General features: G+C 38.4%; 20 protein-coding genes. 11 read left to right on the top strand and 9 right to left on the bottom strand.

Going from position 1 to position 20,300, the window contains the following annotated elements; translation table 11 throughout:
• Positions 1-43 precede the first annotated feature (43 nt).
• From ABEG20_RS20730 to typA, 5 genes are all read right to left on the bottom strand, one after another.
• A complete protein-coding gene (locus ABEG20_RS20730; protein WP_406825114.1) occupies positions 44-1,087 on the bottom strand; it encodes a hypothetical protein in 1,044 nt (347 codons plus the stop codon).
• Positions 1,088-1,306: 219 nt separating this feature from the next.
• A complete protein-coding gene (locus ABEG20_RS20725) occupies positions 1,307-2,497 on the bottom strand; it encodes a serine hydrolase domain-containing protein (RefSeq protein WP_406825113.1) in 1,191 nt (396 codons plus the stop codon).
• 32 nt (positions 2,498-2,529) lie between these two features.
• A complete protein-coding gene (locus ABEG20_RS20720; RefSeq protein WP_406825112.1) occupies positions 2,530-3,450 on the bottom strand; it encodes a lysophospholipid acyltransferase family protein in 921 nt (306 codons plus the stop codon).
• A gap of 91 nt (positions 3,451-3,541) precedes the next feature.
• Entirely contained in the window at positions 3,542-4,462 is a 921-nt protein-coding gene (locus ABEG20_RS20715) for a lysophospholipid acyltransferase family protein (protein ID WP_406825111.1), read from the bottom strand.
• Between the two features lie 296 nt (positions 4,463-4,758).
• Entirely contained in the window at positions 4,759-6,564 is a 1,806-nt protein-coding gene (gene typA / locus ABEG20_RS20710) for a translational GTPase TypA (protein ID WP_406825110.1), read from the bottom strand.
• 282 nt (positions 6,565-6,846) lie between these two features.
• Between typA and ABEG20_RS20705 the strand changes: the two genes are divergently transcribed.
• Entirely contained in the window at positions 6,847-7,194 is a 348-nt protein-coding gene (locus tag ABEG20_RS20705; RefSeq protein ID WP_406825109.1) for a hypothetical protein, read from the top strand.
• A gap of 83 nt (positions 7,195-7,277) precedes the next feature.
• Here ABEG20_RS20705 and ABEG20_RS20700 read toward each other — a convergent pair whose 3' ends face one another.
• Positions 7,278-7,730 (bottom strand): VOC family protein, encoded by a 453-nt coding sequence (locus tag ABEG20_RS20700; protein ID WP_406825108.1) that lies wholly within the window; start codon positions 7,728-7,730, stop codon positions 7,278-7,280.
• A 141-nt stretch (positions 7,731-7,871) separates the two neighbouring features.
• Between ABEG20_RS20700 and ABEG20_RS20695 the strand changes: the two genes are divergently transcribed.
• On the top strand, positions 7,872-8,549 hold the full coding sequence (locus tag ABEG20_RS20695) for a TIGR02117 family protein (RefSeq protein WP_406825107.1): 678 nt from the start codon (positions 7,872-7,874) through the stop codon (positions 8,547-8,549).
• 138 nt (positions 8,550-8,687) lie between these two features.
• Here the strand turns inward: ABEG20_RS20695 and ABEG20_RS20690 are convergent, their stop codons facing one another.
• The 3 genes from ABEG20_RS20690 to ABEG20_RS20680 form a co-directional block, all read right to left on the bottom strand.
• Complete coding sequence (locus ABEG20_RS20690) at positions 8,688-9,440, bottom strand: LytR/AlgR family response regulator transcription factor (RefSeq protein WP_406825106.1); 753 nt, start codon at positions 9,438-9,440, stop codon at positions 8,688-8,690.
• Entirely contained in the window at positions 9,437-11,101 is a 1,665-nt protein-coding gene (locus ABEG20_RS20685; RefSeq protein ID WP_406825105.1) for a sensor histidine kinase, read from the bottom strand. Before ABEG20_RS20685 ends, ABEG20_RS20690 begins: the two co-directional genes overlap by 4 nt.
• Before the next feature lie 324 nt (positions 11,102-11,425).
• Positions 11,426-12,238, bottom strand: coding sequence for an alpha/beta hydrolase (locus ABEG20_RS20680; RefSeq protein WP_406825104.1), 813 nt, complete (start codon positions 12,236-12,238; stop codon positions 11,426-11,428).
• Between the two features lie 171 nt (positions 12,239-12,409).
• Between ABEG20_RS20680 and ABEG20_RS20675 the strand changes: the two genes are divergently transcribed.
• The 9 genes from ABEG20_RS20675 (at position 12,410) to ABEG20_RS20635 (ending at position 20,203) form a co-directional block, all read left to right on the top strand.
• A complete protein-coding gene (locus tag ABEG20_RS20675) occupies positions 12,410-13,117 on the top strand; it encodes an esterase family protein (protein WP_406825103.1) in 708 nt (235 codons plus the stop codon).
• A gap of 99 nt (positions 13,118-13,216) precedes the next feature.
• Positions 13,217-14,296, top strand: coding sequence for a RimK family alpha-L-glutamate ligase (locus tag ABEG20_RS20670; protein ID WP_406825102.1), 1,080 nt, complete (start codon positions 13,217-13,219; stop codon positions 14,294-14,296).
• Between the two features lie 29 nt (positions 14,297-14,325).
• Positions 14,326-15,426 (top strand): carboxylate-amine ligase, encoded by a 1,101-nt coding sequence (locus tag ABEG20_RS20665; protein WP_205058729.1) that lies wholly within the window; start codon positions 14,326-14,328, stop codon positions 15,424-15,426.
• A gap of 8 nt (positions 15,427-15,434) precedes the next feature.
• Entirely contained in the window at positions 15,435-16,262 is an 828-nt protein-coding gene (locus ABEG20_RS20660; protein ID WP_406825101.1) for a type 1 glutamine amidotransferase, read from the top strand.
• Positions 16,263-16,299: 37 nt separating this feature from the next.
• Positions 16,300-17,487: a hypothetical protein gene (locus ABEG20_RS20655; protein ID WP_406825100.1), complete on the top strand. Its 1,188-nt coding sequence runs from the start codon at positions 16,300-16,302 to the stop codon at positions 17,485-17,487.
• A gap of 226 nt (positions 17,488-17,713) precedes the next feature.
• On the top strand, positions 17,714-17,872 hold the full coding sequence (locus ABEG20_RS20650) for a FeoB-associated Cys-rich membrane protein (RefSeq protein WP_084153161.1): 159 nt from the start codon (positions 17,714-17,716) through the stop codon (positions 17,870-17,872).
• A gap of 12 nt (positions 17,873-17,884) precedes the next feature.
• Positions 17,885-18,472 (top strand): Crp/Fnr family transcriptional regulator, encoded by a 588-nt coding sequence (locus ABEG20_RS20645; RefSeq protein ID WP_406825099.1) that lies wholly within the window; start codon positions 17,885-17,887, stop codon positions 18,470-18,472.
• A 253-nt stretch (positions 18,473-18,725) separates the two neighbouring features.
• Positions 18,726-19,256 carry a YceI family protein gene (locus ABEG20_RS20640; RefSeq protein ID WP_406825098.1) on the top strand — a complete coding sequence of 177 codons (531 nt, stop codon included), beginning with the start codon at positions 18,726-18,728 and terminating at the stop codon, positions 19,254-19,256.
• 77 nt (positions 19,257-19,333) lie between these two features.
• A complete protein-coding gene (locus tag ABEG20_RS20635) occupies positions 19,334-20,203 on the top strand; it encodes a pirin family protein (RefSeq protein WP_406825097.1) in 870 nt (289 codons plus the stop codon).
• Positions 20,204-20,300: the final 97 nt, after the last annotated feature.

The following is a 20,300-nucleotide window of genomic DNA, read 5'->3' as shown; positions in this document are numbered from 1 at the left end:
GGCAAATTTATTTTGAGTGTTGGATAGTAACCTCCAACAACACTTATAGCTTAACCTGCCTGATGATATTCTTGATATTCAGTTCAATAATATCGGTCATGGTTTTACACCTTAAATAATTCTTATCCTTAAAATAATCGCTCATGCCCTGTTTAAGTAAAGCGATATTTTCCGGTGTGGTAAGTTCTTCTTTGTTAGAAACGTCACGGAGATCAGTTAATCGGTGTCGCTCACTCCTCACCCGGTGCACGATAGAAGAGCGTTCTTCCTGCTGGTATTGCAGTACCGTTTTCTCCGTCAGTTGCTCCATGCTCATTTTTACATATGGCAGGTTCTCTTTAAAAAACTGCGGCAGATAAACCTTTAAATTGCCTTCGTAAAACTGTTGATCAAAATCGATAGCCCGGATGCGGAACTGGATATCATCAAAATCAGGTGTAATCTGAACCACAAAATTATAGGCACGCATATCGCCTAAAAGCATAATCAAACAGCGCTCATTAAACTTTACAAACTCTTTGGCTATACGGGTAGGGTTAAACTCTGGTGTATACAACTGCCCTTTTGTAAACACATCACCCGGAATGCCGGCAATATGTTCTTCAACCAGGGTATTGCCATCTACCAGGTAATTTACCTGGTTGGGCGAAAGTATTTCTTCCATTTCTAAGCCATAAATACGCGAAGCATCAGCCTTTTTAATATAGAAGTAATCATATACATCATTTAAACGGTTCACAATACGGATACGGAAAGGATGGGTATTTCCGAAGGTACAATATTCTATTTTATCGATATATTTATGCTCAACTATGCGCAGGTTACCTGATGCTTTAAGATTTGCATAAATTTCCTTTAAACCATCATGCAGTTTTTCGATTAAATCCTGCGCATATATAGGGCCTTCCCAGAGCGAATCTTTACCAAACTTATCCATTAAAGGGAAAGCCTCGTTAAATTGCATCAGATCATTATAGCTGATAGGCAATTTTGCTTCACGCTGGTAGGTACGCAAATATTTCTGCAAAGCAGGGCTAACCGGAAAAATAGGCTTCTTTTTTGAAATTTTTACGTCGTTGTTTTCCATTTAATGACAAGGTACTATTTTATGGAAATATGTCTAAATCTTTCACCACAAAGTTAACGGAGAACCGGCATAGAGGGAACAGCGGATAATTAAAAAGTGAAATAATGCATTGTCGACCGAAGTACAGGACACATAAGATATTATCTGATTCCCCGGTATTAAATGGGAAAACAGTCTGGTCAACTCCTTTTTACGAAAACTCGGCATTCTCTGTGGTTATTAACCTTTTGGATAACTAAACGGCAAGCCCGCCAGATACCTGCTGATTTTACGATAAGGATAATTCCCGGCACCATGATCGGCAAACTGCACGATAATAGTATTCGTTTTGGGATCAACGTACAACCTTTGTCCAAGCATACCTTCTGCCGCATAATCACCCTTATCCCCTTCTTGCGGAATCCACCAGAGATAATGATGTGCCGATTTTTGCCATCCTTTTGCAGATGCGGGCTTTTCTGTTCCAATATAGATGGATTGATTTACCCAGCTTTCAGGGAGTACCTGTTTTCCACTGTATTTACCTTTGTTTAGATATAACCGCCCTATCTTTGCTAAATCAATGGCCGTAACCTGAAAACGGCTTGCCGTATTGGTAAGACCATTAACCTGGTCTAAACCCCAGGTTGCATCGTATGCTGTCCCGATCTTTTTCCATACATTGGCTTCAAAATATTGTGCGACTGACTTACCGGTTGCCTTTTTTAAGACCCAGCCCAACAATATAGGATCGATGCTTTTATATACCCAAACCGTACCAGGTTTATTAACCAATTTAACTTTCATTAGCTGCGCTTTCATATCATTGGTATAATAATATTTAGCCTCGTCAGAAAAAAATGCTTTTACTACTCCACCTAATGCATCCTGAAACTCAAGACCTGATTTCATATCCAACAAATTTTTTAAGGTAATCTGTGCAAAAGCAGGGTTTGGTTTTAATTCAGGAATGTACTGTGTGACTTTATCATCCAAGCTTTTAATACTTCTATCTGCCAATGCCTGACCAATTGCAATAGAAATCATACTTTTAGCTCCAGAAAATATACTGGTCAAGGTACTATCGCAATAACCTTTAACATATCTTTCATACAAGACACTATCATTCCTGATTACGATAAAAGCATTGATCTGCCCATTTTTCAGATATTCTTTCAAGGGAATAGATTGATTATTCCCATCCAAAACATGTAAGGTATCTAAGTCGTTTCGTTGTTGTACCTGTCTTATAAAATGAAAAACCGAATCACTTTTATGCGAAACTTCCTGTGGAAAAATTTTATAGGTTTCAGCATTCGGTGTTCTGTATTTTAGTACATTTAGCAAATATGGTTTCCAAAGGAATAAAGCCAACAATGATAAAAAAAACGAATAAATCAGGATTAATAGTATTTTTTTAAAGGTTTTCATGGATAGGCGTTATAAATGCAAATATAAAGTATTTAGGAAATTATACTTGCTTTCCGCTTATCTCCTTCAAAAAGAAGTGAATGTTGAGGTTTATATTTCCAGCGCTTGTGGCTCCATAACCAATATTCGGGTTGTGCATTGATGATTTCTTGCAGAAAACGGGTATGTAGTTCAGTAATTTCAAACGTAGCGGTTTCAGCCGGATTTAAACAAAGCGGCACGCAATCAACTTCATAAAAACCGCGCCTTAACACTTTCACTTTGAAATAAAATATAGGCTGGTTAGTACGCTTGGCTATTTTTTCAATCCCTAACTGTATAGAACTGGGTTGATGCATAAAATTAGTCCAATAATGTGATTCATCTTTAGCGGGTGCCTGGTCATTCCCGAAACTAAACAGGCTTGGCTTACCTTTACTAGCCTGCAAGGCACGCATGGTTTGCCGCATGGCAATGAGCTTATTCCCGAACCTGCTTCTAATTCTTTTAAACCAGTTGTCAAATACCGGGTTGCTTAAGGGTTTGTAAATTGGATAATGATCTGCAGAAAAATTAAGTCCCAAACCCAAAGTACCCCATTCCCAATTTCCATAATGCGCTGAACAGACTAATACACTCTGGCCGTTGTCTAAATACCCCTGAACCTGTTCTTTATTTTTAAATACAAAACGCCTTTTGATTTCCTGTCTGGAGATACTTTGCATTTTAACAATTTCGAAAACCAGCGAAGCCAGATAACGGTAAAATTGCTTTTCGATCATTAAGATCTCTTGTAATGTCCTGTCAGGAAGTGCATTTAACAGATTCTCCCTCACCACCTTCCTACGGTACCTAAACACAAAATAAAGTAGTAGAAAAGCCCCGTCAGCCAAAATGTACAAAATAGATAATGGCAGCAGGGACAATAAACTTAAAAGAAATATTCCCAAATGGGAAATACACGTTTTAATCACATCAGGCTAGTTGAAGTGCTAATTTATAAAGCGCCTGGAGAAATTTTGCCATTAAAATGTTAGATTTCATTTTTACAAAAGATGGATCGGGCTAAACATCCATTGTATCATAATCTTTCACACGGGTTGATGAAATCTTTGGTTCAGGCTGATATTTCCATCTCCGATGGCTCCACAACCAGTAAGCTGGCGCTTCTTTAATGATATCCTCTAAAAAAAGAGTATGCATGTTGGTAATTTCGAACTCGGCTGTTTCGGATGGATTTAAACAGATCGGAACACAGTCAACTTCGTAATATCCTCTTTTCAAATAATTGATTTTAAGATAGAATACAGGACGGTTAGTTTTCTTCGCAATTTTCTCCAAACCCAACTGTATAGCAGATTCCTGATTTAAAAAAGTTGTCCAATAATTCGATTCCTCTTTTGAAGGTGCCTGATCGCTACCAAAGGTAAATATGGTTGGCTGATGCTTGTTAGCCTGGATAGCCCTTAACGTTTGCCGCATCGATACCATGTTATTGCCAAATTTGCTTCTCATCTCCAGAAACCAATTATCGAAGGTTTCGCTGCTTAAAGGTTTATAAATCGGAAAATGTCCGCCAGAAAAGTTTAAACCGATAGCCATACATACCCATTCGTAGTTACCATAATGTGATGAGCAGAAAAGTACACTCTCATTATTTTTAAGATAGGCTTCTACAAGATCGGCATTTTTAAATTTTACCCTTTTGTTTAATTCCTTTTTAGAAATGCTTTTCATTTTGATCACTTCGATAAAGAGTGAAGCTAAAAATTTATAAAACCGTTTTTCTATTGCATAAATCTCAGGGAGGGTTTTCTCAGGAAAGGCATTAACCAGGTTTTCTTTAACCACTTTTCTGCGGTAACCGAAAACATAAAAGATTACAACATAAAAAGCATCTGCCAACCTGTATAATACAAATAGCGGCAATAGAGAAAGCATACTTAATAAAAATATACCCACCCTGGATAATCCTTTATTAATCACAATATGGAAAATTAGTTTGTTTGATAAATCACAAAACTAAAAGCTCCAATAAATTTGATTGCCATCCGATTGTTAACTTTTTATTCCCGAAAGTTTTATGAAAAACATCTGACAGAAAATGGCTTTTGTGATTAAAAAATTATCGAAGTATTATCCACTCATGTATGTGTTAATTACTTTTCTAGTCTGTTTTAGTATTAAAATGATTCCACTAAAAGCCTTTTAAACGCAAAAAAGCCCCGATTAATATCGAGGCTTAGTGATCTATATTTTATTCCCATTTCAGGGATTTAGGCTTAAGCGAATTGCTTTCCTTTAACTTTACGTTCTTGCTCTGTTAAGAAAATTTTACGTAAACGCATGCTTACCGGAGTAACTTCGATGTACTCATCAGCCTGGATGTATTCCATAGCCTCTTCCAACGAAAATTTAATTGCCGGTGCAATACGTGTATTATCATCAGTACCTGATGCACGCATGTTAGTTAAAGCTTTACCTTTAACGATATTGATTACTAAATCATTATCACGGATATGCTCTCCTAAAATTTGTCCTTCGTAAATATCAACGCCCGGATCTACAAAGAAACGACCTCTATCCTGTAATTTATCGATCGAATACGCAGTAGTAGTACCTTTATCCATCGAAATTAATACACCATTTAAACGGCCGGGAATAGTACCTTTCCAAGGCTCATAAGCTTTGAAACGGTGCGCCATAATGGCCTCACCAGCAGTAGCAGTTAATACATTGTTACGTAAACCGATAATACCACGGGATGGGATTTCGAATTCTAAATGTTGTAAATCACCTTTTGGTTCCATAATCAATAACTCACCTTTACGTTGGGTTACCAATTCAATTACTTTACCAGAAACTTCAGCAGGTACATCTACAATTAGCGTTTCAATTGGCTCATGTTTTTTACCATCAATTTCTTTCACAATTACCTGTGGCTGACCAACCTGCAACTCGTATCCTTCACGACGCATCGTTTCAATTAATACAGATAAGTGAAGAATACCACGGCCATAAACTAACCAAGAATCTGCACCCTGAGTTTCAACAACTTTTAATGCTAAGTTTTTCTCCATTTCCTTCATCAAACGATCTTTGATCCGTTGAGAAGTAACCAGTTTACCTTCTTTACCAAAGAATGGTGAGTTATTAATGGTGAACAACATGTTCATTGTTGGCTCATCAATGCTAATTACAGGTAGTTGCTCCGGCGCCTCGAAATCAGCAATGGTATCACCAATATCAAAACCATCAATACCTACAACCGCACAAATATCACCAGAACCTACTTCCTGAGTACGGATTTTTCCTAAACCTTCAAAAGTATAAAGTTCTTTTACCCTTGTTTTAACAATTTTACCATCGCGTTTAATTAAAGTAACCGGTTGGTTTTCTTTAATGGTACCACGGTGAACACGACCGATTGCAATACGACCTACAAAAGATGAATAATCTAACGAGGTAATCTGCATCTGCAAAGTACCCTCGTTAATTGGTGCCGGTGGAATGTTAGCTACAACAGCATCCAATAAAGCAAAAATATCAGTAGTTGGTTTCTGCCAGTCAGTACTCATCCATCCTTGTTTAGATGAACCGTAAATAACCGGAAAATCCAATTGCTCTTCAGTAGCTTCAAGGTTAAAGAACAATTCAAAAATCTGCTCGTAAACCTCTTCAGGACGGCAGTTTTCTTTATCTACTTTGTTTACCACCACAATCGGTTTTAAACCAAGTGCCAAAGCTTTTTGCGTTACGAAACGCGTTTGAGGCATTGCACCTTCAAAAGCATCACAAAGTAAAAGTACACCATCGGCCATTTTCAAAACACGCTCTACCTCACCGCCAAAATCCGCGTGACCAGGTGTATCGATAATGTTAATTTTTACATCTTTGTATTGAACTGATACGTTTTTAGATACGATTGTGATACCACGCTCACGCTCTAAATCGTTATTATCCAATATCAACTCTCCTGTTTGTTCGTTGTCACGAAAAATAGAACAAGAGTGTAAAATCTTATCAACCAACGTGGTTTTACCGTGGTCAACGTGTGCTATAATAGCTATATTTCTAATCTTTTGCATAAAATGCGCCTCAAATTTGGCGCAAAGATAGTGTTTAGAAATGGATTTTCCACTATATCGCTCACTATTTAATGCTTCAATAACGATGCAATGGTCTCATTTTTAGTTAGAAAAGCAATTGCAGTAGCATTTCGGTTTAATCGGTCCTGCTGTACACTTTAGCCCTCATAAAAAATTCGGTGCTGCCGTTTCCATCAGGTTTAGAAATCAAAGCCTGTTTTAAAGAAATCGTTCGAGTTCAAATGAACAAAACAAATGATTAGTTTGAAGGGTATTATGTAAATGGAAAAATCAGTACAAGAATTGTTTGATCAGTATGAAGCAAAGTCGCTTGAAGTAGAAGCAGCAAAAAGAGCTATGGATGCGGCTGAAGTACAAGATTTATCAAAAGAAGAGTACATTACCGCCATACAGGCCGACGAACACCTTATTGCCTGTATAGATAGGGAACACAAAGAGAAGGAACTGGAAACCCTTAGCCAGGAGTGGTCTGAAATTCAGGATGAACTGGCAAAAAAACTTTGTAAAATCAATACCAAAGTTCTGGTAAAAGATAAACGGGATGCCTGTACTGTGTTGATTCATTGCGAAGGTGGTGGCATTATAATTGAAGATAAAGAAATTAATTAATGCCATAACTATTAATGAGGCATAAAAATTATACCTGTTAAGCTGAACCATTAAGGTATTAGATAGCATTCGTAAATTCCAGTTTATAAGGTTACTTTTAACCAATCCGGATAAGCAATCACCCCTAGTTCCGGCCTCGCTTCACCTTCCAAAACAGCAATAAACTCTAAGGCATGTCCATCAGGGTCGTTAAAATAAATAGCTACAGCAGGCATCCAGGCAAAAACCATAGGCTCACAATTGTCGCTCTTAAGAAAATTATAAGGCTGAAGGTTTTTCGATTCCAGAAATTGAACCGATTTATTCAATACATCATCCACCTCACAGCGAAATGCAAAGTGTCGCATATCGATTTCTGCTTTTGGTTTTTCCCAAATCCCCAACATGGCCTCCTGCGGGTTGCCAATCCAGAAAAATGCAATTCTCCGTTCCGCTTCATAATGGCATTGCGTTAAACCTAAAACATTGCTGTAAAAATCAATCGACCTTTCTAAATTCTCCACATAAATATGCGTTTCAAACAATCCTTTTATCATGCGCTCAAGGTAGGGATAACCTGTACACGCAAAAAATCATGTTTTTCGATATCAATATCAATAAAATCGATTAACATAAATATTCTATAAATTGGGTTACCAAAAATGCAATTGAGGCATTAATTCAAACAATAAATTGGGATGAACAAAAGGATTCTAAAATATACGGGCAGATTTTTAATTGTTTTGATGGTGTGGATCGGGATTTACTTCCTCACTGCATTTTGCTGCTCGCGTATTACAATAAATGCCAACCCAACGAATGCTAAAGAAGTTGCCATATATATTATGACCAATGGCGTGCACACTGATATTGTGGTTCCGGCTGTTAGCGCCGAACTGAACTGGACAAAAGAAATCCGTTATCAGAATACTTTAGCAGCAGATAGCAGTTATCAATACCTGGCCATGGGCTGGGGAGATAAAAAATTCTACCTGGAAACCCCGGAATTTTCAGACCTTAAACTGAGTAACGGACTGCGGGCAATCTCTGGTCTGAGCACATCGGCCATGCACACTACTTATTATAAAAACATAAGTGAAGACGCAAACTGTATAAAAATCATGATCAGCAAAACCCAATACCGGCAGCTGATCCGTTATATTTTAAATAGTTTTAAAAAAGATGACACAGGACATTTAATCCCTGTTAAATCAAACATTCATTATGACATCGGTGATGCCTTTTATGAAGCAAAGGGCAGTTATAGTATTTTCAAAACCTGCAATACCTGGGCTAATGCTGCTTTAAAAAGCTGTGGACAAAGAAGTTGCTTATGGACGATATTTGATACCGGTATTTTTTTGAAGTATGAGTAGCCATGCGATCGATCGCCATTCCCAACTCGATCCGATAACCATCGGATGGGAACCACGGAGTACTCATCGAAGTATCTATTGTCAACCCGAAAACAATACAATTTGATTGTATAAGATTGATTATTTTCAAAGATTGAATCAAAGCATTTGATTTAATACGATTTTAATCGATTCTCTATTTTGCCTGGATATTGGAATTTTATCCTGATTATCAAGCAATAGCGTCCCGCCATCTTCTTTCAGATAACTTTTCACATACTTTATATTTACCAGATGTGATTGATGAGTACGTGCAAATCCCTGTGGTTTGAGCAGATCGGAAAATTCTTTCAAGGTTTTGCAAACGAGGATTTGTTCTCGGTTTTTTAGACAAAAAGTTGTGTAGTTGTTAACAGCCTCGCATCTAATGATGTCGCTGATCTTCACGTAAAGCGTTTCTTTTTGAGTGGGCAAGGCGATTTTTGGATCGCGATTACCTGCTTTAATGTAACTGAGGAGATTTTCCAAATTGCTATTGCGTTGTTTTTCCTGAATTCTCAATCTGGCCTTTTCTACGGCAAGCCCAAATTCTCTCACATTAATAGGCTTTAGGAGATAATCGAGCGCTGAAAATTTAATAGCCTGTATCCCATACTTGTCATAGGCGGTGATAAAAATAATTTCAAATGTAATACTTGATAGTTTGCTCAATAAATCAAATCCGGACTGATCTGGCATTTGGATATCAAGGAATACCAGATCTGGCTGATATTGCTGAATGATTGATACACCATCTATAGCGTTGGCCGCAGTTGCTTTAATGGTGATATCGGAGCAATACTTTGTAATGATAAGTTGTAAATTTTCGATGTTATGGGATTCGTCATCAATAATTATTGCACTGATGTTCATGATAGCCAATTGGTTAAAGTTATCGTAATTATAGTACCCCCCTTGTCGCTTTTGATGTCCAGATGGGTAGGCTGATCGCTGTAGATTTGATTAAGCAAGGTAATTCTTTCCAGGCTTAATTTGATACCGTAGCCTGAAGTTTTTTCTAATGGATTAAATCCTTTGCCATTATCAGAAAGCGATATGCTAAGATTATGGTGTACACTTGCAATATTGATGTGGATTTTTCCCAGTTCTCTTAGTCCTGAAACACCGTGCTTTACTGCATTTTCTACCAAGGGTTGTAACAGCATGGCCGGAATCTCTATGTTATCGTAATTCAAGCCTTTTTCAATTGAAATCTCATATTGGAACCCGAACCTAAGTTGCTCCATTTGCAGGTAATCTTCAAGCATTTTTAATTCGTCGCTAATGCTCAACATGTCTTCATTATTGCCGTCCAGTACCTGTCTGGTGAGACCAGAAAAAATAGAGAGGTAATAACTCGCTTTGTCTAAATCATTTTTGTTCATTAGGGCTTGGATGGAAGATAGCGCATTGAACATGAAATGCGGATTAAGCTGCGAACGGATTGACTTAAGTTTCAGTCCGGCAAGTTGTTTCTCTTGAATGGTAGTTTTCAATTTACGCTGGTTACGGGTATGGTAAATAAAAAATAACAAAGCAGCACCCGAGAGTATTATCAAGATATAAGGCAGCATTTGCTTCATCGAAGCCTCTTGAGCTGGTCTCGGTTTTACCGTAATCGGGATGTAAACTATATTGCCTCTAGCCCCCTTGCTTTGATCCCCGTAACCTGGTGTCAGAGGCTGTATACTTATCCGATATTTTCCAGGATTCTTAAGTAGTTTAGTTTCAACATCATAATAATCCTTTAGCAGATAATAAATTAGTTCCTTATTCCGTATGGTATTCTTATCCAGAGTTTCCAGACAAATGCGATAAGGGATAGTTTCATGAGCTTTGAACTTGATATGCAGGGTGGCTATAGAATCGGCAGGAAAATACAACTCCTTTGGCGCACCGGTTAGCGGATCTACGTGACTGGAATAACCATTATTCCGTTTTGGATCAGTTAGTTCATAACGAACTGTATCTTTGAACATTGATATACCCGTAATAAATGGCTTGTAATGGGTTCTCCAGTCGTAAATTACGCCATCTCTAACATTGTATTTTTTTTTGTTAATGACTTCTACCATGATTGTACCCTCTGGTGAAGTAAAAGTTCCCAATGCTGCATAGGGAACTTTGGCTCCATATTTCATCTCTAATTTTGACAGGGGCGACCAGGGCACAATTTCTGTACTATCGTTTTTTATCACGTGGTACTTGTAATCTTTTATATCTTTTTTGGAAATGCCCACGGCGATGAGCGTAGCAGCAGAACCGTCATCGATCAAATAGCTGGGGTAAGTTTTAGTACCCACTTGTATTGGAGCGCCCCAAAACTGACTGGGTTTTTTAGTTAAAGAACTGAATCTAGACAACAGTCCTATCTGAAAGTTAGTAGCGAGATTTGGAGCTTGATTTTCATTTCTGTATTGCACTAATAATTCGACTCCCTTAAAAATTTCGTTATCAGGTATGCTATAATAGTTTCCATCTCCAACATGGAACATAAATCCTTGTGCGCTCGCATGGAGAATAGTTCCAAGCATTAGGCTACAGATTAAAAGAATCTTTCTTGTCATAATTACGTTTAAATTTAAATTGTACTATCGCAAAAGTGTAGCTTGAAAATAATCTGGGCAACATCTCTTGAGGATACGGAAGAAAGAAACTAGAATCTGGTCGTTTCGAAGTATAATTACGAAATTCTGATTCCCAAGTTTTGTTCTTAGAAAGGTAGCAAATCAGAATAATGAGGAGAGATTTAATTTTTTGAGAATATTTAAATTGCTACCGCCGCAATGAAATTTATTACGTATTAATGCAAAAAAAACTTATCTAATTGACTTTAAACAGGTTACACAATACCATTTCTAAACCTCAAATGCCCAGTTTAAAAAAGCAGGCATTACACTCTCCCATGTTGGCACATCATGTTTGCCGCCAACTTTTTCATAGTAAAAAATATGATCAGGCCTTCTGTAGCCTTTATTTAAGAGGATTTTAACCATGTCAATAGTATCATCTATAGAATCGATGATCAGGTTTTTATTGCGATCAGCCTTTTCATCTTCTGTTCCGGCCATCAACCAGAATCTCATATCCGGCTTGCTGGAAGTGTTTTCCAATCGCTGATGCATAATGCGGTCAGCATCGGTATAGCCTTCATTTAAATCCGTTTTTCTCCACCAAAATGCACCTGAAAAAACGCCAACTACATCAAACGCAGCAGGATTATTCCAGGCAATATCAAAAGCAGATAAACCTCCCAGAGAAAAACCGGCAAAACCCACTTTACCGGTAATCGGCATTGCAATTTTCTTTTTAACAAAAGGCAAAAGTTCTTTGATCACAAAATCGCTATACAGATTGGCTTTCGCCCCACGTCCTTTAAAATCGGGTATGCCAGCAACACCGTATTCCATTAAACGGTCTTCGGAGGCCTTAATGGCCACAACAATTAACCGATGGTTTCTTTTGCCATGGTGGGCATCTTCCAAAATCCGGCTAAAATCCATCTTGGCAACATCTTGTCCGTCATTTAATAACAGAAGTTCTATTTTTTCATTGCCCAAAATACCTTCGGGTGTATAAATATCTATTTCTACCTCGCGCTTTAAATAATTTGAAGATATTTTAAAGTTGCTGGTATTAATTCTTACCGATAAAATTGTGGTGTACTTCATAATCAAGATCCCTATCACATGGCTATCGCCTCAGCATTAGGGTGCAAAGGTACAAATCTCCATAAACTATTAATTATCATAGGTTAATTTTTACAATTACCACCTCATTTTAAGGTTTACACTATTTTTATTATAAGTTTTAATTTATACCTTAAACATTCAATTTGTATTATGGTTAAAGAAGAACATAAGAAATGGTACAGCCCGAATTTAAGTGGCGAAATCGACATGCTCATCTTTGGTCACGGTGGTATCCCTATCCTACTGTTCCCAACAAGCATGGGTCGATATTTTGAGAATAAGGATTTCAAATTGATTGATTCTGTTGAGGGATTTATCAATGAAGGAAAAATCAAAATTTATTGCCCGGATGGTGTTGATAAACTAAGCTGGTACAACAAAAGTATTCATCCTGCTGACAGGGTTAAAAACCACATCTGGTACGATAAGTATTTATTGGAAGAGGTAGCCCCGCTGGCCAGACAAGAAACCGGACATCGTAAAATTATTACTGCCGGCTGCAGTTTTGGCGGTTATCATGCTGCTAATTTTGCTTTCAGGCATCCCTGGCTAGTTAGCCATATGTTTAGCATGAGCGGTGCTTTCGATATAACGGGCCAGCTAGACGGTTTTTATAACGACGATGTTTATTTCAATAACCCGGTTGATTTCGTGTTGAACAACAGCAATCCCGAGCTACATGATATGAAAATTGTACTGGGCACCACTGACCGGGATATGTGCAGGGCAGATAACGAGCGTTTATCCAATATTTTAAACAAAAAGGGCATAAACCACTGGCTGGATATCAGGCCAAACGCAGATCACGATTGGCCGATCTGGAGAGAGATGTTTCCGGATTATATTGCACAGCTATAGCTTAGTCGTTAGTCTGGAGTCCTTAGTCTATAGTCGATTTGAGCTAGAATTACAAACAATTAACCGATTAACCAGTTACACAATAAACAATATTTACCAATGAAGAAAATAGGGATTTTATTTGGACAGGAACGCTCTTTTCCTGAAGCCGTAATCGAAAGAATTAATCAAAAAGCAGAAAAAGGCATTACTGCCGAAGCGGTTAAAATCGATAAAATATTTCAAAATGTGCCGCTGGGTTATTCGGTAATTATTGACCGGATTTCGCAGGATGTACCCTTCTACCGCGCCTCCCTGAAAAATGCGGCCATTACCGGAACTGCCGTAATCAACAATCCATTTTGGTGGAGTGCCGACGAGAAGTTTTTTAATAATGCCCTGGCCGAACAAATTGGTGTTCCCGTACCTAAAACAGCCCTGATCCCTTCCAGAGAACATCCAACCGGAACAACTTCAGAATCATTTTCTAATCTCGAAATGCCATTAAACTGGGATGCGATTTTTGAGTATGTGGGCTTTCCTGCCTACATGAAACCTTATGATGGCGGTGGCTGGAGAGATGTATATAAACTTCATGACAAGGAAGACTTTTTTGATAAACACGGTGGCACCCAACAACTGGTCATGCTCCTGCAGGAAGAAATTATTTTCGAGGAATATTTCAGGTGTTATTGTATAGGTGGCAAACATGTTCATATTATGCAGTACGACCCACGCAATCCACATCATTTGCGCTATGCAACAGAAGGTAAATCTCCCGATCCAAAATTGCTTAAAACAGTAGAAGAATACACCTTAAAACTATGTAATTATTTAGGATACGATTTCAATACGGTTGAGTTCGCTGTACGAGATGGAGTACCTATTGCCATCGACTTCTGTAATCCTGCCCCTGATGCTGATATTAAAAGTGTTGGCCAGGAGAATTTTGACTGGGTAGTAGAAACCACTGCAAATTATGCGATAGAAAGAGCTAAAGCGCAAAAAGACGGACAAGATAATTTAACCTGGGGCGAATACATTAAATCGTCAGTTGGGGGCAAACCTTTAATAACCAGGGCTGGATCAACAGTTGCCAAAACAGCCGCGCCAAAGAAAGTTGCCAATACAGCAAAGGATAAAACGGCAACAACTGAAAAAACATCCGTAAAACCTAAAAAAGCTGCAGCAAAAAAATAATAGGGATTTAATTTTTAATCAATAAAAAGATGAACGAGTTTACGCTGGGCATAGAAGAAGAATATATGGTAATTGATCCCGTTACCAGAGAACTGACTTCTCACGAACAAAAAATTGTGGAGGCCGCACAAAAAATACACAAAGACCAGGTTAAGGCAGAAATGCATCAGGCCGTGGTAGAGGTGGGTACAGGTATTTGCCGCACCACTACCGAAGCCCGTCAGGAAATTGCTCAATTGCGCTATACGGTTTCTCAACTGGCCGGAGAGCAAGGTTTAAGAATTGGTGCTGCAGGTACACACCCTTTTTCACACTGGGAAAAGCAACTGATTACCGAACATCCGCGTTATAACGAAATTGTGAACGAGCTGCAGGAAGCTGCACGCTCTAACCTTATTTTTGGTCTTCACGTACATGTAGGTTTCCAATCGCGCGAACTGGCTATCCACATTGCCAACCAGGTGAGGTATTTCTTACCGCACGTTTTTGCCTTATCAACCAATTCTCCCTTTTGGGAATCCCGGAATACCGGTTACAAATCTTTCCGCACTAAAATCTTCGATAAATTTCCACGTACGGGAATTCCTGATATTTTTAACAGCATCGAAGATTATGATAATTATGTAAAACTGCTCATCAAAACCAATTGCATGGATAACGCCAAAAAAATCTGGTGGGATATCCGTGTGCACCCTTTCTTTGATACCGTTGAATTCCGCATTTGTGATTGCCCGATGCTGATTGATGAAACCATGGCGCTTACCGCTTTATTTCAATCTTTGTGTGCCAAACTGTACAAATTGCGTTTACAGAACATGGAGTTTATCAGCTATTCCAGAGCTTTGATTAACGAAAACAAATGGCGGGCTGCGCGTTACGGAATTGATGGAAACCTCATTGATTTCGGGAAAGAAATGGAAGTAAACTGCCGGAACCTTGTTTTAGAATTATTAGATTTTGTTGATGATGTAGTGGATGATTTGGGCTGCCGCGATGATATCAATTATGTACATAAAATATTAGAACACGGTACCGGTGCGGACAGGCAGTTGGCCGTTTACCAACAAACGGGTAACTTTGAGGCGGTGGTAGATTATATTACTAATCAAACACTTATTGGCGCAAAGTAATTTTAGAAATGGATAAAAGAAGCTTAAAGGTAGCCGTTATTGATATGAATAACGGTGCACCCAACCAGGGCATGCGGGGAATTCAGGAAATTTTATCCCGTTTTAAAAATGAAAACAATATCGATTTAAGTTTTGATATTTTTGATTTAAGGCAAAAAGGAGAAATACCAGGCATTGGTTACGATGCTTATATTTCAAGTGGTGGCCCAGGCAGCCCAATTGAAAGTAAAGGCGAAAAATGGGAAAATGATTTCTTTAATCTTTTAGATCGGATAGAAGATTTTAACCATAAAAACAAAGAAAGAAAAAAGTATGCATTTTTGATCTGCCACTCCTTTCAATTGGCCTGTAGAAAATATGATTTGGGCAATGTAACCGAAAGACGGTCGAATGCTTTTGGTATTTTCCCGATAACCCTGACTGAAGATGGAGAAAGAGACGAAATTTTTAATGGCATTACGAACCCCTTTTTTTCGGTCGATAGCAGAGACTGGCAGGTTATAGAACCAGATTTTGCTGCTTTTGAGAAAAAAGGCGCAAAATTATTGGCCATTGAAAAAGAACGCAAACATGTAGATTTAGAACGCTGCATGATGTCGATCCGCTTTTCTGATGAAATTATCGGTACGCAGTTTCACCCTGAGGCTGATCCAGTGGGCATGAAAATGTACTTACTTCAGGAAGAAAAGAAAAAAGCAATCATTGATCTGCATGGCGAACAGAAGTATTTGGATATGCTGAACAGTTTAGATGATCCGGCAAGGATTGTATTAACACAAAGTGTTATTTTACCTAATTTCTTACAAAAAGCAATTGGGCATTTGCAAGAGGTGTAATACTCGCTCAGGCACCAAAAACCAAACACCAAAACCTATGATACCTGACCAACGCCAAAAATACAACCAACAGTTCACCAACAAGAAGTATCAACACTTCCTCACCCAACTGCAAAGGGGTTATCCGGAAATCCCTTTTCGGGTTGCAGAAACGCCTGTTTTTATTTCAAAAGCTTTAAAAGAAAAATTACTCACGGCAGGGGAAGAAATCATAACCCTCATTAAGCAACCTAACTTTAAGGCACTTACACAAAAAGCAATTCCTGCAGATTGGAACGTACCTAATGAAAATAAACAACCACACTTTTTAACGTTCGATTTCGGTATCTGCAAAGATAATAACGGAGAGCTCACACCGATGTTGATTGAAATGCAGGGTTTCCCCTCGTTATATGGTTTTCAGCACCATTTGGCAAAAACTTTTAAAACGAGTTTCGATATAGACTCTTCTATAAATTATTTTTTAAACGGCTTTAATGAAGAAAAGTACATCAAACTTCTTAAAGAGGTGATCATTGGCTCCCACCAGCCAGAAGAGGTAGCCTTGATGGATGTAGATGCGCCGAATCAAAAAACCGCCATTGATTTTTTTGTAACCCAAAAACTGTTAGGCATTAAGATTTTGGCATTGGAAGACATAAAAAAAGTGGGCAAACAACTATTTTATGAAGAAGATGGTAAGAAGATTCAGTTAAAAAGAATTTATAACCGACTGATATTCGATGAAGTGGCTAATAACACCGAAATTTTTAAAAAAAGTTTCGATCCGCGTGAGGAACTTGAGGTGGAATGGGTAACACACCCCAACTGGTTCTATCGGATCAGTAAGTACACCATGCCATTTTTACAAAGCGAATTTGTACCGGAAACCCGCTTTCTGAATGAAGTAAAGCATATCCCCGAAGATTTAGAAAACTACGTACTTAAGCCATTATTCTCTTTCGCCGGCATGGGTGTAATTATCGATGTAACCGAAGCTGACATTACCAGTATCAAAGATCCTGAAAACTGGATTTTGCAACGGAAAGTAAATTACGAACCTGCAGTTCAGGCGCCCGATGGCGGGGTAAAGGCCGAAATCAGGATGATGTATTTATGGCCGGATGGCGGCGAACCTCAGCTTTGTATTAATCTTGCCCGCCTTAGTCGTGGTAAAATGATTGGCGTACGCTACAATGCCGATTTTGATTGGGTTGGCGGTACTATCGGTTTTATGGAGGAATAAACCATGTTTTCTTTACCCACATAGATCACTAAGGATCAGACAATACCCACCGTAGGTCTGTGGCAAAACTAAAATTTTCCGTATAAATGAACCTGATCCGATCACGAATAACACATGCGCTGTGTCCGCTGTGTAAAACTCCGTTCTCTCTGTGGTAAACAAGATTTGTACTCAATATTTACATTTAGCTGAATCCCATCCTCTTAAAAGCACTTATATTTGTATTATGGATATTCAAACGATTTTAGTCTTTTTACTTTTTGCGGTAGCACTGGTATATGTTGGCCGTTTGGTTTTTAAATCTTTACAGGTAAAAAAAGATGGATGTGGTGGCAATTGTAAATGTGGAGTAGATTTTTCCGATATTAAGCCCATAAAAAAATAATAAGCCATCTTTATGATTCATCAGTTTCAAAAATACTTACAGGAAAAAATAGAGATCACTGATGAACAGTTCGAAAGCATATCATCTGCGTTAAAAATTAAAAAATTCGAGAAAAACGAAATCGTTCAATACACGGGTGATAATTTTAAACACGGATATTTTGTAGGCAAAGGTTTATTACGCGCCTATTCGATTGATGCAAAAGGCAAAGAACACATCCTTCAGTTTGCCCCCGAAAACTGGCTGATTTCTGACCGCAATAACATGAATAACGAACCCTCGATATTTTTCATCGATGCCATAGAAGCAAGCGAAGCCGTGTTAATGCCCAACAATTTCATGGAAGAAGCAGCCAGGCAAGTACCCTGTTTACAGCCCATGCAAATTAGGCTACTCAACAATTCGATCCGCTTTATGCAGAAAAGAATTAACATGTTATTAAGTGCAACGGCTGAAGAAAGATACCTTGATTTTATTAAACTTTATCCTAACCTTACCCTCCGCGTGCCACAGTGGATGATTGCATCCTATCTGGGCATTACGCCCGAATCGTTAAGCCGTGTAAGAAAAGAGCTGGCGAACAAACATTTCAGACCATAGGCAATTGAATGAGTGAGTTTTGAATGAGTAAATGGTATTTTAAAATCTAACTTTTCTCTCATTCCATCATTCTCTCATTCTCTCATTCCATCATTCCATCATTCTTTCATTCCCTCATTCCATCATTCCATCATTCCATCAATCTATCCTACTCTCATTCAATCATTTCCCTTTCTTACCATACATCAATAGGTAGTAAAAACCTGGACTGTACTTTTGTGTTATTAATATTAAAAGCTAAAAAACAAAAGATATGGCACAACAGAAATGGACATTAGATCCAACCCACAGCGAATTGCAATTTAAAGTAAAACACTTAATGATTACTACTGTAACTGGTAGTTTAAAATCTTTCTCAGCAGAATTATTATCTGAAGGTGATGAGTTCGAAAATGCAGAGATTTCTTTCAAAGGCGATATCGGTTCGCTGGATACCGGAAATACTGACCGCGATAACCATTTAAAAAGTGGCGATTTTTTCGATGCTGAAAAATTTGCGCATATCGAATTTAAATCCAATTCAGTAGAAAAAGATGGTAGCGATTATATCGTTAAAGGTGATTTAACGATTAAGGGCGAAACTAAACCCGTAAAATTAACCGCAGAATTTGGGGGCATTGCTACTGATCCATGGGGCAACACCAAAGCAGGCTTTACCTTAAGTGGAAAAATTAACCGTTCTGATTTCGGTTTAACCTGGAATGCGGCACTGGAAACCGGTGGGGTAATGGTGAGTGAGGAAGTTCGCATTTTAGGCGAATTACAGTTTGTGAAACAAGCGTAGAGCGTATAAGCGATAGGCGTTTGGCGATTAGCGTAATGTACGCCATACGCCAAACGCATAACAGAAAGGTTCCAATCATGGAAACAAAACAAATAGAAAAAGTACTAAAGGCTCCGGCGCCACATATGGTTGGCGATGGATTTAGGGTACATAATTTTTTCCCAGGCGGTTATCAAATCCATATGAGTCCTTTTTTCCTGATGGATTATGGCTCAAAGATCGAATTTTCTGCAAGGAAAGAACCAAGGGGTGTCGGCGTTCATCCACATCGTGGTTTTGAAACCGTAACAATTGCCTATCATGGTGCGGTTGCACATCATGATAGCGCTGGAAACAGCGGGGTAATTTATCCTGGTGATGTACAATGGATGACCGCAGCAAGCGGAATACTGCACAAAGAGTATCATGAAGCAAACTACAGCCTGGCTGGAGGTCCTTTTCAAATGGTACAGTTATGGATTAATCTTCCTGCCAGATATAAGATGGGCAAACCAGGCTATCAAGCTATTGAACAAGCTGATATGGCCCGTTTTGACATCCCTGAAAATGGAGGAAAAATTGAAATTATAGCAGGCCATTATAAAGGCATAAAAGGTAATGCAAACACTTTTAGCCCGATAGAACTCTATAATGCCCGGCTAAATAAAGGTGGCCAGGCTACTTTTAACTTTCCTGAGCATTTTAACACCGGATTGATGGTGATTGAAGGTTCGATTAAAATAAATGGATCGGAAACTGCTATTGCAGATCATTTTGTACACTTCAGCAATAAGGGCACAGCAATTAAAATCGAAGCTTTAGAGAACAGTGTGATTTTAGTGTTGAGCGGAGAACCCATCGACGAACCTATTGCACAATATGGCCCATTTTTAATGAATACCGAGTCCGAGATTCATCAGGCCATAGAAGATTACAATCAAGGTAGATTTGGTTATTTAGAAGAATAAACTGATCATTGTTACCTAATATTATTTTTAAAACGAATTTAAAAACGGCGCCTTTTTTTTATAAAATTGCCGTTTTTTTTTGCTTTATACTGCATAT

Source organism: Pedobacter sp. KACC 23697, from assembly GCF_045348445.1.
Classification (GTDB): domain Bacteria; phylum Bacteroidota; class Bacteroidia; order Sphingobacteriales; family Sphingobacteriaceae; genus Pedobacter.
This window is presented reverse-complemented; position numbering and strand designations above follow the sequence as displayed.

Coding starts and splice junctions, on each gene's coding strand:
- ABEG20_RS20680 (WP_406825104.1), bottom strand. CDS start 12,238: ATGAAGTACACCACAATTTTATCGGTAAGAATTAATACCAGCAACTTT.
- ABEG20_RS20700 (WP_406825108.1), bottom strand. CDS start 7,730: ATGATAAAAGGATTGTTTGAAACGCATATTTATGTGGAGAATTTAGAA.
- ABEG20_RS20690 (WP_406825106.1), bottom strand. CDS start 9,440: ATGAACATCAGTGCAATAATTATTGATGACGAATCCCATAACATCGAA.
- ABEG20_RS20675 (WP_406825103.1), top strand. CDS start 12,410: ATGGTTAAAGAAGAACATAAGAAATGGTACAGCCCGAATTTAAGTGGC.
- ABEG20_RS20730 (WP_406825114.1), bottom strand. CDS start 1,087: ATGGAAAACAACGACGTAAAAATTTCAAAAAAGAAGCCTATTTTTCCG.
- ABEG20_RS20640 (WP_406825098.1), top strand. CDS start 18,726: ATGGCACAACAGAAATGGACATTAGATCCAACCCACAGCGAATTGCAA.
- ABEG20_RS20695 (WP_406825107.1), top strand. CDS start 7,872: ATGAACAAAAGGATTCTAAAATATACGGGCAGATTTTTAATTGTTTTG.
- ABEG20_RS20705 (WP_406825109.1), top strand. CDS start 6,847: ATGGAAAAATCAGTACAAGAATTGTTTGATCAGTATGAAGCAAAGTCG.
- ABEG20_RS20725 (WP_406825113.1), bottom strand. CDS start 2,497: ATGAAAACCTTTAAAAAAATACTATTAATCCTGATTTATTCGTTTTTT.
- ABEG20_RS20645 (WP_406825099.1), top strand. CDS start 17,885: ATGATTCATCAGTTTCAAAAATACTTACAGGAAAAAATAGAGATCACT.
- ABEG20_RS20660 (WP_406825101.1), top strand. CDS start 15,435: ATGGATAAAAGAAGCTTAAAGGTAGCCGTTATTGATATGAATAACGGT.
- ABEG20_RS20650 (WP_084153161.1), top strand. CDS start 17,714: ATGGATATTCAAACGATTTTAGTCTTTTTACTTTTTGCGGTAGCACTG.
- ABEG20_RS20670 (WP_406825102.1), top strand. CDS start 13,217: ATGAAGAAAATAGGGATTTTATTTGGACAGGAACGCTCTTTTCCTGAA.
- typA (WP_406825110.1), bottom strand. CDS start 6,564: ATGCAAAAGATTAGAAATATAGCTATTATAGCACACGTTGACCACGGT.
- ABEG20_RS20635 (WP_406825097.1), top strand. CDS start 19,334: ATGGAAACAAAACAAATAGAAAAAGTACTAAAGGCTCCGGCGCCACAT.
- ABEG20_RS20655 (WP_406825100.1), top strand. CDS start 16,300: ATGATACCTGACCAACGCCAAAAATACAACCAACAGTTCACCAACAAG.
- ABEG20_RS20665 (WP_205058729.1), top strand. CDS start 14,326: ATGAACGAGTTTACGCTGGGCATAGAAGAAGAATATATGGTAATTGAT.
- ABEG20_RS20685 (WP_406825105.1), bottom strand. CDS start 11,101: ATGCTTGGAACTATTCTCCATGCGAGCGCACAAGGATTTATGTTCCAT.